Here is a 13,865-nt window from a genome sequence, read left to right as displayed (position 1 = left end):
CACGAAGAGGCATGTTTCCCATGCAGTTCCATGACGCCGCCAGCCTTGCCCGGTCGTTGCCATTCGGCAGGCTGATAGAAGGCCTTCGCGGCCTCTACGCGCAAAACGACGCGATCGACGTGCCGCAGCGGCTTGTCGTTCCGGCATCGCGGGGGCGCGAACTGCTGGTCATGCCGGCTGTGACGGACCGGCTGGCAGGGACCAAGCTGCTCAGTATCGTTCCGGACAACGCCGCCAAGAGCCAGCCGGTGATTCAGGGGACTTATGTCGTCTTTGATTTCGAAACCGGCTGCCCGATCGGCGTGCTGGATGCCGCCGAACTGACATCGCGGCGCACGGCGGCTGTCTCGGCGCTGGCAGCCGATTGCCTGGCCCGCAGGGATGCATCGCGGCTGCTTGTGGTCGGCACCGGCAATCTTGCTCCCTATTTTGCCGAGGCGATGCTGGCCGTGAGGCCGTTCGAGCGTATCGACATTTGGGGCCGAAACCCCGACCGCGCCGCCGCTGCCGCCAGGCTGATCGCAAATCGAACGGGGCATGTGGATGTGCGCGTCGCGCAGGATCTAGCCGATAGCGCCAAGGCCGCCGACGTGATCAGTTGCGTGACCAGTTCGGCAGAGCCACTGATCGAAGGGAGCTGGCTGTCTGCGGGCATGCATCTCGATCTGGTCGGCGGCTATCGCCCCGATATGCGCGAGGCCGATGACGCCTGCTTTGCGCGGGCGTCGATTTATGTCGACGCGCGCGATGCGGTGCTGGCGGAGTCGGGCGATCTCTTGCATCCCATCAACAATGGCGTGATCGGCAAGGGCGACATCTTGGGCGACATTACCGATCTGGCAAGCGGCGCAGGGCGATCGGGCGATGCGCAGATCACCGTGTTCAAAGCGGTCGGAACGGCTGCCGCCGACCTGTTCGCCGCACGGATCGCATTGCACGGTGGCTGAGCGGTATCGGAGCGAGAGGCGCCATTCCGCATCTTCGCCCCGTTGCCTTTGGCGCAACGAAATCGGCCATCCCTTGGCATTGCAGCAGGTTGACCGCTGCCATTTACTACCCGGCATCCAGCCGCGTCCGGACCGGTGACACCTACTTGCGTCGTCTTGATTTCTCGGACCTCAAGGGGAGGATTCCGTGAATATTTCGATAATTACGCCGCACCGATCGTTCATCCGTGCAGCCATGGCGGGCGCTGCCGCTGGCGCGCTGACTGTCAGCGTTTCGGCACATGCGCAGGAAACGGCGACCCCAGTGCACGCGACCGTACAGGCCCCAGCAGATGTCGGGCTCTCGACGCAAACGCTGAAGGATGTGACCCGCACCCTCGCTTCCGACGAATTCGAAGGCCGTGCCCCCGGTACGGTGGGGGAAGAGAAATCCATCGCTTATATCGCGCAGCGTTTCGCCGCTGCGGGTCTTGAACCGGGCGCCGATGGCAGCTGGTACCAGGACGTGCCCATGGTCGAGCTGACGCCCGATCCGTCGATGACGCTCGAAATTGCGGGCGGCGATGCGCCGCTGACGCTTGAGTACAAGCGGGACATGGCGGTTTATACCCATCGCCCCGTCGCCCATATCGATATCGCGGACAGCGATGTCGTGTTTGTCGGCTATGGCATCAATGCGCCGGAACTGGGCTGGAACGATTACGAAGGGCTCGACGTGCGCGGCAAGACCGTGCTGGTCATGGTCAACGACCCCGACTGGGACGAGGAAACGCTCTCTGGCCCGTTCGGCGGCAAGGCGCTCACCTATTACGGCCGCTGGCCCTATAAGTTCGAGGAGGCCGCGCGGCAGGGCGCGGCGGCCGCTTTCGTCATTCACGACGATCAGCGCGCGGCCTATGGCTGGAACGTCGTCGTCAGTTCGAACACCGGCACGCAGCTGATCGTCGACGATGCCAGCGAAAGCGCGCCCGAGGCCAATGCGATCGGCTGGATATCGCATGACGCGGCCCGCCGCGTGCTGGCAGCGAACGGACAGGATCTGGACGCGCTGGAAACAGCGGCTGGGAAGAAGGGCTTCCGCTCGGTCCCCCTCGGCCTTCGCCTTACGACCCGGATCGACAACACCATGCGGCGCATCAAATCGCATAATGTCGTGGGGGTCCTGCCGGGCGCGAAACGTCCCGGCGAATATGTGATGCTGACCGCGCACTGGGATCACCTCGGCCATTGCGAGCCGGTGGACGGCGACGACATCTGCAATGGCGCTTTCGACAATGCCAGCGGGACGGCAGGGCTGGTCGCGCTGGCCGAGGCCTATGGCAAGGCAGGGCCGGCGGACCGCACCGCCGTGTTCATCGCCACCACGGGCGAGGAATCATGGCTCGCCGGATCGGAATATTACGCGCGCCATCCGATCTACCCGCTGTCGCGCACGGCAGGCGGCGTGAACCTCGACGGGCTTAGCATTTATGGCGCAGCGCGCGATGTCACGATCACCGGCGTTGGCCGCCACGAGATGGAGGCCGATGTCGCGCGCCTTGCGCGTCAACAGGGGCAGAGCGTCGAAGCCGAATCCATGCCCGAGAACGGCAACTATTTCCGGTCCGACCATTTCAGCTTTGCCAAGCGCGGCGTGCCGATGGCCTATTTCGCCAATGGTCAGGACCTTGTCGAAGGCGGCAAGGCGCGGGGCGAAGCGGCGGCCCGCGATTACATCGCGCGCCATTATCATGCGCCATCCGATGCATATGATCCCGATTGGGACTGGTCTGGCGCGATTCAGGAACTGACACTGACCTATCGCTTGACGCGCGAACTTGCTGACAGCAGTGCGTGGCCGAACTGGACGCCTACCTCTGAATTCAGGGCCATTCGCGATGCCAGCGCCGATGAGCGTTGAGGTTTGACCCGTGGCCGGACCCTGCGTGCGAGTCTGGCTACGATTTTGCGAGGTTGATTGCGTTCAGCGCAACAAAAGACACCACCGTGTGTCGTTGTTTGTGATCACCAACGGCGTGAACATCAGCCCAACGAAAAAGACATGGCCGCGCACTGTTTCAGTTTCGCGAAAGCCCCAGTCGCCAAGCGGAGCAGGAGAACAACGGATCGGTCCCGCGCCGCGCGTCGCGCGCCGGGCAATCGGGGAGTTTTTTGATGATGAATCTTGGCCATATTCGCAATCTTGATAGGCGCAAGAACGCGCTGGTTGCCGCCGCTTCCACCATTGCGCTGTTCGCTTCTGCAGGCGCCGCCCATGCGCAGGACGCGGCCTCTGACGCCAGCGCCGATACGGCGAGCACCGGCCTCGGCGATATCGTTGTGACGGCGCAGCGCCGGACGGAATCGATCAACTCCGTTCCGATCGCGATCAGCGCGATCGACGCGGAATCGATCACCGAACAGAACGTCACCGGCATCGACGACGTCTTCAACGACATGCCGAACGTCAGCTTCGTTTCGCAGGGTTCGCGCGATCGCAAGGAAATCTCGATCCGCGGCATTTCGAACCAGCTTGACGCCTATCGCGCCAGTCGCCAGCAGGCCTATGCCTTCTATATCGACGAGTACAATGTCGCGGTCGGCACCAGCAATCCGGAGATCCTCGACATCGACCGGATCGAAGTGCTGCGCGGCCCGCAGGGCACCTATTTCGGCCGCAACTCGGTCGGCGGCGCGATCAATATCACGACGAAGAAGCCGAACGACGAATGGTTCGCCGAAGTCGGCGGCGGCTACTCCAGCTTTGACACGCGCAAGGTGCACGGCATCATCAACGTGCCGGTGGTGGAAGGGCTTCTGGCGGTTCGCGCTTCGGGTGAGCTGCGCGCGACCGATGGCAACATCAAGAACATCAACGAGATCGGCGGCGGCAGCGACGGCACGTTCAAGACCGGCCGCATCACCGCCCGCGTCACGCCCAACGACCGGCTGACCTGGGACACCACCTACAGCTACAGCACGGGCAAGCAGAACGGCTTTGTCGGCGTGCCTTCGGGCTTCAACACCGCGACATGGGCTTCGCTTTATTACGGTGAGGACGCAGGCTTCGTCGCAGACGAGGACGGCATCGGTTTCTACCCGGAAAACGATGACGAGGTGAACTTCAACCGCGCCACGTCGGTCGGCACCGAGTTCGAATATGTCAGCTCGCGCCTGGAATATGAATTCGACGACATGACCCTGACTGCGGTCGCGGGCACGCTCGACAATCATATCTACAATGAAGGCGACGTCGATGGCGGCAGCGTCGATGCGTTCTATGAATATCGCAACATCAACCGCTCTTCGACCAGCGGCGAACTGCGCCTGCAGTCGAATGGTCCGCGCGCCATCGAATGGAGCATCGGCGCCAATGTCGGGCAGGACAAGGGCGACCTGTCTGCGCTGACCTACAACGGCACCGAGAACCCCATCGGCATGGATGCGGGCAGCGAGATTACCGCCGCCATTTCGAACGTGACCAATGATTACTGGGCGGTCTTTGGACAGGCGACGTGGAACGCGACCGATTCGCTCAAGCTGATCGTCGGTGGCCGCTATTCGTGGGAAAAGACGCATTTCGAGGGCATCCGCCGTTCAGCCGGCGTGCTGACCGACACGAACGACCGCAGCGCGACCTTCGACGATTTCTCGCCGCGTTTCACCGTCAGCTATGAACCCATGGATCTGGGCATGTTCTATGCCACCGTGTCCAAGGGCTTCAAGGCGGGCGGCGTGCAGAACACGAGCCTTGAAAACCTCGATAACCAGTACAAGCCGGAAACGCTGTGGAACTACGAGCTGGGCTGGAAGGGCGATTTCTTCGACCGCCGCCTGCGCGTGAATGCCGCGGCCTTCTATATGGACTGGAAAGACGTGCAGCAGTACATCCAGTTCCAGTATCTCGATGATGATGGCCTGCTGCGTTCAGCGACCGCGATTTCGAACGCGTCGTCGGCCACCAGCAAGGGCGTCGAGCTGAGCGTCGAGGGCCTTGTCACCGACCAGCTGCGTATCGGCGGCGATGTCGGCTATCTCGATGCGAAATACGACGATTACGCCAATGCGCTGATCGACGGCACGACGGTGGATGCCACCGGCATGCGGCTCGTCAATTCGCCCAAGTGGTCACTGAACGCCCACGCCGAATATCGCCGTGACATCAAGGATGGGATGGAAGGTTTTGCGCGGGCCGAATGGATGTATCGTTCGGGCCAGCTGACCAGCTCCTACGCCTATCTCTACAAGACCTGGCCGTTCATCACCAAGGGGTATGACGTGACCAACCTGCGTGCAGGTGTCAGCACCGACCGCTGGGACCTCACCGTCTATGTCGAGAACCTGTTCAAGGCGGATTACTTCAATTCCAGCTATGAGCAGGCCTTCTACAGCGGCGTGCAGATCGAGCCTTCGGTTCGCACCTTCGGTGTCGATGTCCGCTTCCGTTTCGGCGCATATTGATGCGCTGAGTTGACGGGCAGGCTGCGCCCCCGACGCGGCCTGCCTGTCGGCATTTGAAGGTCAGATGGCGGGTGGCTCTTTCTCCAGGGGGCCGCCGGGCCATTGGCCGAAATTTTCTCCCCTAAGCCAAAGGCCCGCTATAGCGTCCGCGATGTTCGACCTTTCCGCCATTCATTCCCCCACTGCCGTTGCCGCCATCTGCTGCGCGGTTGCAGGGTTGGTGATGTGGGCGGCGGCGAGGCCCGAATTGCGCCGGTTCTTTGCGATCGTCCCGGCAATCCTGATCCTGTGCTATGCGCCCGCCGTGCTGGGCACGATCGGCGTGATGCCGCGCTCTTCGGCGGCCTATGACTGGATCGCTACCTATCTATTGCCGATGGGCCTGTTCCTTTTGGTGGTGACGACCGACATCCCGGCTATTGTTCGGCTGGGGTGGGGCACGATCATCATGATGCTGGTCGGCACCTTCGGCGTGGTGGTCGGCGCGATCGTGTCGTTCTTCACTTTCCGTTCGATCCTGCCGCCCGATGCGTGGACGTCATTTGCGGTCATCACGGGAAGCTGGACCGGGGGTGGTGGCAATTTCGCCGCCGTGCGCGAATCGGTGCAAATGCCCGACACGTTGACCGGGCCGACCATCGTCGTCGATGCGACCATCGGTTTCGCATGGCTGGGCGTGGTGCTGTTCATGGCGCGGCACCAGAACTGGGTGCGCCGTTTCTATACCCCGCGTGAAAACGCCGCCGCGCTGGAGCATATGGAAGATCCCGGCGCCGAAGCGGCAAAGGAACCGCTGACGGGCGAAGGGCTGGCCATCGTGCTGGGCGTGGGCGTGCCTGCTGCCGTTGTGTGCATGTGGGCGGGCAATGCCGCCTTTGCCGCGTTGGAAAATTCGGTCGCGGCATCGCCGATGTGGAACGGCGTCTTGTCGGGCTATACGCTGGGGATCGTGCTGATCACGCTGGCGGCGACCGCGCTGTCGTTCACGCCGATGCGCCGGCTTGACCGGTTGGGCGCGACGCAGATCGGTTACCTCACGCAATATATCTTCTTCGCCTCGCTGGGCGCGCAGGCGGACCTGTCGTCAATCGTCGACATGCCCGCGCTGGTGCTGGCAGGGGCGCTGTGGATGGCGATCCATATCGCGATCATGGCACTGGCGAGCCGCATCATGCGCGCCCCGCTCTACCTGCCTGCGGTCGCCAGCATCGCCAATATCTCAGGCCCGTCGACGGCCGCGATCGTGGGCGCGGAATATAACAAGCCGCTGGCGGCGCTGGGCTTGCTGCTTGGCCTGCTTGGCAATCTCATCGGAACATGGGCCGGTCTTGGCGTGGCGATCGTGCTGCGCGCTGCCGGCTGACCTATTTTTTGGAGTAAGTGGAAATGAACGTCGCTGGGCATACGCTGGAACCGGGTGAGAAGATCGAATTCGACCTTCCCGCTGGCGAAACCGCGCTGCGCAAGGTTACCGTGCCGGTCACCGCGATCCGCGGCGCGCAGGACGGGCCGACCATCGCCATCACCGCCGCCTGCCATCCGATGGAGCTGAACGGCGTGCTGATCGCGGCCAAGGTCGCGAAAATGATCGACCCGGCAAAGCTGAAGGGCACCGTGCTGATCGTGCACGTGCAAAACGTGATGGGCTTCGAACACAAGAAGGGCCACGCCTCCCCGCTCGACGGGGTGAACTTCGGCAAGGCTTTCCCGGTCGCGGGCGTCACGGTCGAGGGCACGGGCAATGTTTCGCACCAGGGCACGTCGCTGTCGTTCAGCACGGCGCAGGCGGTTTGGGATCATATCATCGCGCCTGCCGACATGCTGATCGACCTGCATGGCGGCGAATTGTTCGAATCGCTCAAGGAAAACATCGAGATCCTGACCGTCGCCGATGACGAGACGAACGAGCGCAGCCGCGAATTCGCCCGCGCCTTCCTGTTCGACGAAATCTGGGAAGTGCCGCAGGGTTCGATCCCCGAAATGCCCAGCTATCCCGAACGCGGCGGCGCGGTGATGGAGGCGATGAAGGCCGGCAAGCCCGCCGTCTATTGCGAAGTCGGTAGCGAAGGGCATCTCGATGAAGCGCTCGTCGACAAGACCGTCGCGGGCATCGACAATGTTTTCAAGAAATATGGCATGATCGCGGGCGAGGCGCAGGAACGACCGGTTCGCACCTATGTCGGCGGCCACGTGCTGTTCGCCACGCGAGGCGGCTTGTTCCTCAACCGCACGAAGGCCGGGCAGGAAGTGACCGAAGGCGAAGTGCTGGGCACCATCCTCGACATCAAGGGCGAGGTGCTGGAAGAGATCCGCGCGCCGGGGCACTGCGTCGTTTCGAACACCATTGTGCTGGGCATCGCGAACCCGGGCGACATGCTTTACGTGATGGGCAACGTCGTCTGATTAGCCGCCGGGGCACGGCCCCGGCATCCCATTGCGAAATAAAAAAACGCCCGGCCGAAAGACCGGGCGTTTTCCTTGGGACTGCCGGCGAGGGAGGCCGGCGGGAGGAACGGGTTCAGACCGTGGCAATCGCCTCGATCTCGATCAGGAAGGGGGGCAGGGCCAGTGCCTGCACGCCGATGATGCTGTTGGGAGCAGGCACGACATCGCCATAGAATTCGCCCAGCACCGGGCCCAGCGCTTCCAGCTTTGAAGGATCGTAATCGACGATATAGGTGCGAAGGCGCAGCAGCTTGTCGATACTGCTGCCCGCTTCTTCCAGCACAATCTTGATATTGGCCAGCGCCTGCCGCGCCTGTGCAGCGACATCTTCGCCGATGACGTTGTAATCCTTGTCCCAGGCAACCTGCCCGGCGAGGTGAAGCGTGCCATTCGCTTCATCGAGCGCGGCATGCGAAAAGCCGTAGCCGACGCTTTCGTAAAGGCTGGCGGGATTGATGCGCTTTGCTGCCATGGAATTATCCTTTTGCTGCAGGCTCAGTCCACGATCTCGATCGGAAGGCCGAAGGGATCGGTGACGTAAAGATTCTTGTGGCCGGCGAGCGGCCCTTCGGGGATCTCGATGATCTCCATGACGGTGCAGCCATAGGCGGCCAGATAGGAGGCGGCCTTTTCGACATCGTCGACGCGCAGGCCCAGATGATGCCCGCCCGCGTCGCAGTGGCGCGGAAATTCGGTCTTGCGGTCGGCGGGCTTGTCATATTGCGCCAGCTGCAGGTTCAGGTTGTCGGTCAGCTTCAGCATGATGAGCGAAAGGCACGCCCCCGGCACATTGACATGGGTTTCCATCCAGTCACGGCCTTCTTCGTCCACCGGCATGGCTGCCGCATCCATCGGGCCCATGCGAAACATCTCGCTCGCACCGAATACGTCGCAGTAGAACTTTGCGACCGCGTCGGCATCGTCGACGGTCCATGAAACATGGTCCGCGGCAAGGAATTGCGGGGCGGCGGGCGGAGTGGCTGACATTGGCTATCCTTCGATTGCGCTCTTGAAGGAAAAGCCTAATCGCACCGGTTCTGCGAACAATGGCGGCAATCAGTCGAAATCGTTGCGTAGCATGCAACGCACGATCGGTTCTCAGTCCGGATCGACGAGGCTGCCCAAAGGCACGGGGCGGATCGGGAAGCGGGCGCGAAACCCTGCAATGTCCGCCACCGGCAAGTCGCGGGCCTGCGCCATGCGGCGCATCACGCTGTGTTCGCATCCGCGTCCCTGGCACGGCCCCATCCCGGCCCGGCAGCGCAGCTTGGCGGCGCTGGCTCCGCCGCTGGCGGCGGTGTCGACGTGCTGGAGGATAGCCCGGTCCACTTCGGTGCAGGGCACATCCTCACACCGGCAAAGCAGTGTGTCGGCCTCGACTTCGGGCCAGTGTTCGCGTGGATCGGCCATGGCTGCCAGCAGGTCGGCAAAGCCGTTCAGCCTTTCGCGCTGCCTGATCGCGGCGCTGGCGATGCGCGCATGCGATACGGCATCCAGCGCGCCCAGATCATGCGTGATGGCAGCGCCCGCAATCTTGCCTTCGGCCATGGCGGCATCCGCGCCGGTAACGCCCACGGTTTCCCCCGCGACATAGAGGCCCGGCACATCGGTCATCATCTGCGCGTCATTCAATGTGCGCCAGCCTGCGGGATGTGCCGGGGCGACAGCGGCGCGCATGGCGCGCGGCAGGTCGGATTGCGGCATGAAGCCAAAGCACATGGCGGCAAGATCGGCATCGATGCTGCAGGTCCGGCCCGCAATCGCCACCTCTGCCGCGCCGAGGCCGTTTCCGTCGGTACTGGGCACAAGGCGCTGGACCGAGGCATCGAAATGCACTGGCACGCCAGCCCGCCGCAATCGCGCCATGGCTCCCAACCCGGCCAGCAGCGGGCCGGGCGTGCGCATGGCGCGCAGCGCATGGGGCAGAGCGCGGCCCAGCATCTGGCGCTGTGACTGGGCAAAGCAGACAGCCGCCGGTCGGTGGCCCGCCGCCACGATCTGTTCGGCAAGGACGAGCATCAGGGGATGCGTGCCGAACAAGAGGCACCGCTCTCCCGGCACTATACCTTGTGCTTTCAGCAAGGTCTGCACCGCGCCCGCGCTCATCACCCCGGGCAAGGTCCAGCCGGGGAGCGGCACGGGAATGTCATAGCAGCCTGCCGCAATCAGCATGCGCCGTGCCGAGATGCTGCGCGATGTCGCGCCGACAAGCGATAGGCGGAAATGTTCAGCCTGCCTGCTGGCAGTATGGACGGAAAAACCGCCGATCCAGTCGATCCGCTTTTCCGCGACGAACGCGGCGTGCTGGGCGGCAAGCCTGCGATAGGGCGCAGCCTTCATCCAGCCCGCGCCCGCGCCTGCCGCGGCAGGCTGGCGCAAGACTTGTCCACCCGGCAGCGGCTGCTCGTCGATGACGCAGACCGAAAGCCCGGCCGCCGCGACCTGCAGCGCCGCCGCCTGTCCCGCCGGGCCACCACCGACGATGGCCAGATCGTAAATCTTGTCGGTGGTTCCGGTCATGCGAGCTCAGGCTCCTGCCTCAGCACGGCCATTCCTGGCGCGACAGCGACAAGGCAGGCGCGCAGCCGGGTCCAGCCTGTCCCATGGGAAATCCAGACCATGCATTCGCAGCACGTGCCCATGTTGCAGAACATGCCGCGTGACGATCCGCGCGTATCGTCCCGAAACCGCTGCCGCCCGCTTGCCAGCATGGCGGCCGCAACGCTTGCGCCCGATGGAGCGGTGACGGCTTCGCCGTCGATGGTGATGGAAACAGGCCCGGTCATGGCAGCACCGCGAATGCGTTGAGATGGGCAAAGCGGGCAGGGGTGAAGGGAGCGATCGGATCCGCTTCCTCTGCACGACCCATGATTTGCGCGGCGAGCAGGCGGGCGATCACCGGGCCCATGGTGAACATCGAACCGCCCGCCGCCACGAAAAGCCCGGGCGCTGCCGGCAGCATGCCGGCGATGGGCAATTGATCGGCGCTGATGCAGGTGATGCCGGTCCAGCTCCGCACAAGCGAGCGGTGGCGCAATGCAGGCATCACGTCGATGGCGGCCTGCAAATTGCCGCTTACGCTTTCGGCCACGGGCAGGGGCGGGGTGTCGAGGTCGATGGACCCGTCGGCGCGAAAGGCGAAGCGCGATGCCCAGCCGCCGCCGATCAGGAAATTGCCCGCCTCGCTCTGCTTGAGCGACAGCCGCTTGCCGACATGCTGCACCAGATAGGGCAGTTCGGGCCCGCCCTTGTCGGTCACGTTCAGCGACAGCGGCACGGGAAACAGCGGCAGCTGAAGCCCAAGCCGCCCGACGATCGACGCAGTCCATGCACCTGCGGCTACGAAGATCTGCGGCACCACGAGCGTTTCGACACCGGCCGGGCCGACCAAGGTGGCGCGATATTGGCGCGCTTCGGTCATGGATAATGCATCCAGCCGTGTGCCGGTGCGGATCGTCGCGCCCAGCTGGCGGGCAGCGTCGGCATAGGCATCGGCAAGAATGCGGGGGTTGGCGTGCCCTTCATGCGGCTGGAACGCCGCGCCGCGCACCGTGGGCGACAGCCCCGGCAGCATGGCGCGTGCCTCGCCTGCGTCCAGCAGGCGCGTAGCCAGCCCTGCTGCGGCTTCGCGCGCCGATTTCTGCTGCAGCAAGGCAAGGTCGGCCTCATTCTCGGCCAGCATCAGCCCGCCATCCATGGTGATGTCGAGGTCGCGCGACAGCGCGTTTTCCAGCCCTGCCCATTCCTCGATCGCCAGCCGGTTCAGGCTGACGATGCGGTCGATCTCGCCCGATCCGTTGCCGTCGTCTTCAAGGAAACGCCGCTCGATCTGGAAATGCAGCGATCCCGCCGTCTGGCCCGATGCACCCGCATTCAGGCTCGACGCTTCGGCCAAGAGGACCTGCACGCCCGCCCGCGCCAGATGAAACGCGCAGGCGCACCCCACCAGGCCGCCGCCCACGATCAAGACATCGGGCACACGGGAAGGCGGGGCGCTGGATCGCATGAATCAGATCATACCGAGTTTTTTCAAAGTTGCTGCGATCATTTCGCGGTCCGCCGGTGCAACATCAAGGAGCGGCGAACGCACTCGTCCGCCCGGAATGCCGCGCGCTTCGAATGCGGCTTTCAGGATAGCCGGACCGGAGCCGAACTTGCCGACGAGATCGGGCGTGTACCATTCGGCCATCAGCACCCGGTCCTTGGCGCCGCAGGCGCGGGCCGCCTCAATGTCGCCCTTCCAAAGATTGTCGTAGAAACCAGTTTGCGCCCGGCCCAGCACGCCGCCTGCGCCCATGGTGCCGTCGCCGCCATGGGTGCGCAGCATCGTCAACCCCGCCTCGTTCATGGGGAAGCCGAAGACGCGCACCTCGTCCTTCAGGGCAAAGAACGTGTCACAGAAGCGCTCGAAATTCGGGGTCGACTGCTTGATCGCCACGACATTCTCGATCTCTGCCAGACGCGTCAGCAGGTCGAGCGACATGTCGATCCCGGTGCCCGGCGGCCAGTTATAGATGCAGATCGGCATGTCGACTTCGCGGGAGACGGTTTCGTAAAAGTTCAGGATCTCTGCCGGGCCCGGGCGGACATAGGGCGGCACCGTCAGCAATATGCCTTCAAACCCCGCCTCCTTGGCGACCTTGGCCAGCGCGATGCTCTCATCGGCGGTAAAGCTGCTGCACCCTGCGATCAGCGGAAGCTTTCCGCCCATCTGTGCGCCGGCAAGCCGGAACAAGCGGGCACGCTCTTCGCGGCTCATCGCGGTCCATTCGCCCGTGGTGCCCTGCACGATCAGGCCGTGCATGCCTTCGCCATGCAGCCATTCGAGCATCTGGCCAAAGCCATTCTCGTCGATCTCAAGGTCCTGGCCGAAAGGCGTGATGATCGCTGGCAGATAGCCTTTCCAGTCCACTCTGGATCGCTTGGAGGCGCTCATGAAATCTCCGCTCTCGATATGAAATCGGGCGGAAACATCGGTCGCCGCCATCCCTGTCATGGGGAGTGGCAGAGCGTTTGATGATCAACAACGTGCGGCAAGCGGCAATTTCGTTGCGCCAAAAGCAACGCCCTGCTGGGCGCTTACCCCTGCGTCGCGGTCTTGCCCCATTGGCGCATCTGCGCCTCAAGCTGGGTCAGCATGCGCACGGGCGCGCCTTCCAGCTGGCGCCCTGCGCGCAGGATCAGGCTGAGCGTGGTCGTTTCCATCGCGCTGTTCGCGACCGGGATGCTGATGAATTCGCCGCGCTGCAATTCGGACCAGACGGTGACGCGCGGCAGGATGGATATCGCGGTGCCAGACCGAACGGCCTCGCGCATGACATAGATCGAATTGGTCATGATCGAGGGTTCGAGGAAATGGCCCGCCTGCTGCTCTGCCGCGGCCAGGATCTGGGCAAGGCGGAAATTGCGCGGCGCAAGGCAAAGCTGGTGCTGCGCCAGTTCGGCGATCGACACGCTGGAAAGCGACGCAAGCGGGTGATCGGGCCGCATGATCGCCATCAGCGGCTGCGCGATCGAGGCGCGCACGCGAACTTTCGGGTCGGGCGCGGTGTTGAATACGAGGCCAAGATGCGCCTCGTCGTCGACGATCATATGGGTCACGTCCACTGAGCTTCCGATCTGGATCTCGACCCGGATATCCGGATTGCCGTCGTTGAAGCGCTGGATCAGTTCCATGAAGCTATCGCCGAGAAACCCTTCGCCAGCGGCGATGACCACGCGTCCCGACCGGACCGAACGCAATTCCTCCAGCCGGGCCGACAGCGCCTCGCGATTGGCCAGTTCGTCGCGGTAATGGTCGATGACGATCCGGCCCGCTTCGGTAAGCTGAACTCCGCGGCGCGCCTTCTCGATCAGCGGCATGCCATAGACCTGTTCAAGCTGCGCGATCTGGCGGCTGATGGAAGAGGCGGCAACGTTGAGCTTGTCGGCGGCAGCGCGCATCGAGCCTGCGTTGAGGGCGGCAAGGAGATAGTTTAGTCCGGTTTCCGACATTGCCTTGGTCCAGCTGGCGTGACTGTGATGCTTTGAGCG

Annotated in this window: 12 protein-coding genes; 5 read left to right on the top strand and 7 right to left on the bottom strand. The window is 63.6% G+C overall.

Features of this window, described 5'->3' with window-relative positions:
* The first annotated feature begins 20 nt into the window (after positions 1-20).
* The 5 genes from lhpI to A9D13_RS13510 all read left to right on the top strand — a co-directional run bounded on the left by lhpI (position 21) and on the right by A9D13_RS13510 (position 7,790).
* Positions 21-947, top strand: coding sequence for a bifunctional Delta(1)-pyrroline-2-carboxylate/Delta(1)-piperideine-2-carboxylate reductase (gene lhpI / locus A9D13_RS13530; RefSeq protein ID WP_066774753.1), 927 nt, complete (start codon positions 21-23; stop codon positions 945-947).
* A 235-nt stretch (positions 948-1,182) separates the two neighbouring features.
* A complete protein-coding gene (locus tag A9D13_RS13525; RefSeq protein ID WP_066774572.1) occupies positions 1,183-2,847 on the top strand; it encodes a M28 family peptidase in 1,665 nt (554 codons plus the stop codon).
* 254 nt (positions 2,848-3,101) lie between these two features.
* On the top strand, positions 3,102-5,387 hold the full coding sequence (locus A9D13_RS13520) for a TonB-dependent receptor (protein WP_082922405.1): 2,286 nt from the start codon (positions 3,102-3,104) through the stop codon (positions 5,385-5,387).
* Between the two features lie 151 nt (positions 5,388-5,538).
* Positions 5,539-6,750 carry a DUF819 family protein gene (locus A9D13_RS13515; protein WP_066774570.1) on the top strand — a complete coding sequence of 404 codons (1,212 nt, stop codon included), beginning with the start codon at positions 5,539-5,541 and terminating at the stop codon, positions 6,748-6,750.
* A gap of 23 nt (positions 6,751-6,773) precedes the next feature.
* Positions 6,774-7,790: a succinylglutamate desuccinylase/aspartoacylase family protein gene (locus tag A9D13_RS13510; RefSeq protein WP_066774568.1), complete on the top strand. Its 1,017-nt coding sequence runs from the start codon at positions 6,774-6,776 to the stop codon at positions 7,788-7,790.
* 115 nt (positions 7,791-7,905) lie between these two features.
* Here A9D13_RS13510 and A9D13_RS13505 read toward each other — a convergent pair whose 3' ends face one another.
* The 7 genes from A9D13_RS13505 to A9D13_RS13475 all read right to left on the bottom strand — a co-directional run bounded on the left by A9D13_RS13505 (position 7,906) and on the right by A9D13_RS13475 (position 13,826).
* Positions 7,906-8,304, bottom strand: a complete 399-nt coding sequence (locus A9D13_RS13505; protein WP_066774566.1) for a RidA family protein — start codon at positions 8,302-8,304, stop codon at positions 7,906-7,908.
* A 23-nt stretch (positions 8,305-8,327) separates the two neighbouring features.
* Complete coding sequence (locus A9D13_RS13500) at positions 8,328-8,819, bottom strand: VOC family protein (RefSeq protein ID WP_066774565.1); 492 nt, start codon at positions 8,817-8,819, stop codon at positions 8,328-8,330.
* A 111-nt stretch (positions 8,820-8,930) separates the two neighbouring features.
* On the bottom strand, positions 8,931-10,352 hold the full coding sequence (locus A9D13_RS13495) for an FAD-dependent oxidoreductase (protein WP_066774563.1): 1,422 nt from the start codon (positions 10,350-10,352) through the stop codon (positions 8,931-8,933).
* Positions 10,349-10,618: a (2Fe-2S)-binding protein gene (locus A9D13_RS13490; RefSeq protein WP_066774561.1), complete on the bottom strand. Its 270-nt coding sequence runs from the start codon at positions 10,616-10,618 to the stop codon at positions 10,349-10,351. Before A9D13_RS13490 ends, A9D13_RS13495 begins: the two co-directional genes overlap by 4 nt.
* Positions 10,615-11,838 (bottom strand): NAD(P)/FAD-dependent oxidoreductase, encoded by a 1,224-nt coding sequence (locus A9D13_RS13485; RefSeq protein ID WP_066774559.1) that lies wholly within the window; start codon positions 11,836-11,838, stop codon positions 10,615-10,617. The genes A9D13_RS13490 and A9D13_RS13485 overlap by 4 nt, the downstream gene beginning before the upstream one ends.
* 3 nt (positions 11,839-11,841) lie before the next feature.
* Complete coding sequence (locus tag A9D13_RS13480) at positions 11,842-12,768, bottom strand: dihydrodipicolinate synthase family protein (RefSeq protein WP_066774742.1); 927 nt, start codon at positions 12,766-12,768, stop codon at positions 11,842-11,844.
* Between the two features lie 143 nt (positions 12,769-12,911).
* Positions 12,912-13,826, bottom strand: coding sequence for a LysR family transcriptional regulator (locus A9D13_RS13475; protein WP_066774557.1), 915 nt, complete (start codon positions 13,824-13,826; stop codon positions 12,912-12,914).
* Positions 13,827-13,865 lie beyond the last annotated feature (39 nt).

This window comes from Croceicoccus mobilis, from assembly GCF_001661965.1.
Classification (GTDB): Bacteria; Pseudomonadota; Alphaproteobacteria; order Sphingomonadales; family Sphingomonadaceae; genus Croceicoccus; species Croceicoccus mobilis.
The sequence above is the reverse complement of the archived record's forward strand: the minus strand, read 5'-3'. Positions and strand labels throughout refer to the sequence as shown.

Excerpts from the sequence above, each read along its gene's own strand:
- lhpI (WP_066774753.1), top strand. The coding sequence starts at position 21 with ATGCAGTTCCATGACGCCGCCAGCCTTGCCCGGTCGTTGCCATTCGGC.
- A9D13_RS13525 (WP_066774572.1), top strand. The coding sequence starts at position 1,183 with ATGGCGGGCGCTGCCGCTGGCGCGCTGACTGTCAGCGTTTCGGCACAT.
- A9D13_RS13520 (WP_082922405.1), top strand. The coding sequence starts at position 3,102 with ATGATGAATCTTGGCCATATTCGCAATCTTGATAGGCGCAAGAACGCG.
- A9D13_RS13515 (WP_066774570.1), top strand. The coding sequence starts at position 5,539 with ATGTTCGACCTTTCCGCCATTCATTCCCCCACTGCCGTTGCCGCCATC.
- A9D13_RS13510 (WP_066774568.1), top strand. The coding sequence starts at position 6,774 with ATGAACGTCGCTGGGCATACGCTGGAACCGGGTGAGAAGATCGAATTC.
- A9D13_RS13505 (WP_066774566.1), bottom strand. The coding sequence starts at position 8,304 with ATGGCAGCAAAGCGCATCAATCCCGCCAGCCTTTACGAAAGCGTCGGC.
- A9D13_RS13500 (WP_066774565.1), bottom strand. The coding sequence starts at position 8,819 with ATGTCAGCCACTCCGCCCGCCGCCCCGCAATTCCTTGCCGCGGACCAT.
- A9D13_RS13495 (WP_066774563.1), bottom strand. The coding sequence starts at position 10,352 with ATGACCGGAACCACCGACAAGATTTACGATCTGGCCATCGTCGGTGGT.
- A9D13_RS13490 (WP_066774561.1), bottom strand. The coding sequence starts at position 10,618 with ATGACCGGGCCTGTTTCCATCACCATCGACGGCGAAGCCGTCACCGCT.
- A9D13_RS13485 (WP_066774559.1), bottom strand. The coding sequence starts at position 11,838 with ATGCGATCCAGCGCCCCGCCTTCCCGTGTGCCCGATGTCTTGATCGTG.
- A9D13_RS13480 (WP_066774742.1), bottom strand. The coding sequence starts at position 12,768 with ATGAGCGCCTCCAAGCGATCCAGAGTGGACTGGAAAGGCTATCTGCCA.
- A9D13_RS13475 (WP_066774557.1), bottom strand. The coding sequence starts at position 13,826 with ATGTCGGAAACCGGACTAAACTATCTCCTTGCCGCCCTCAACGCAGGC.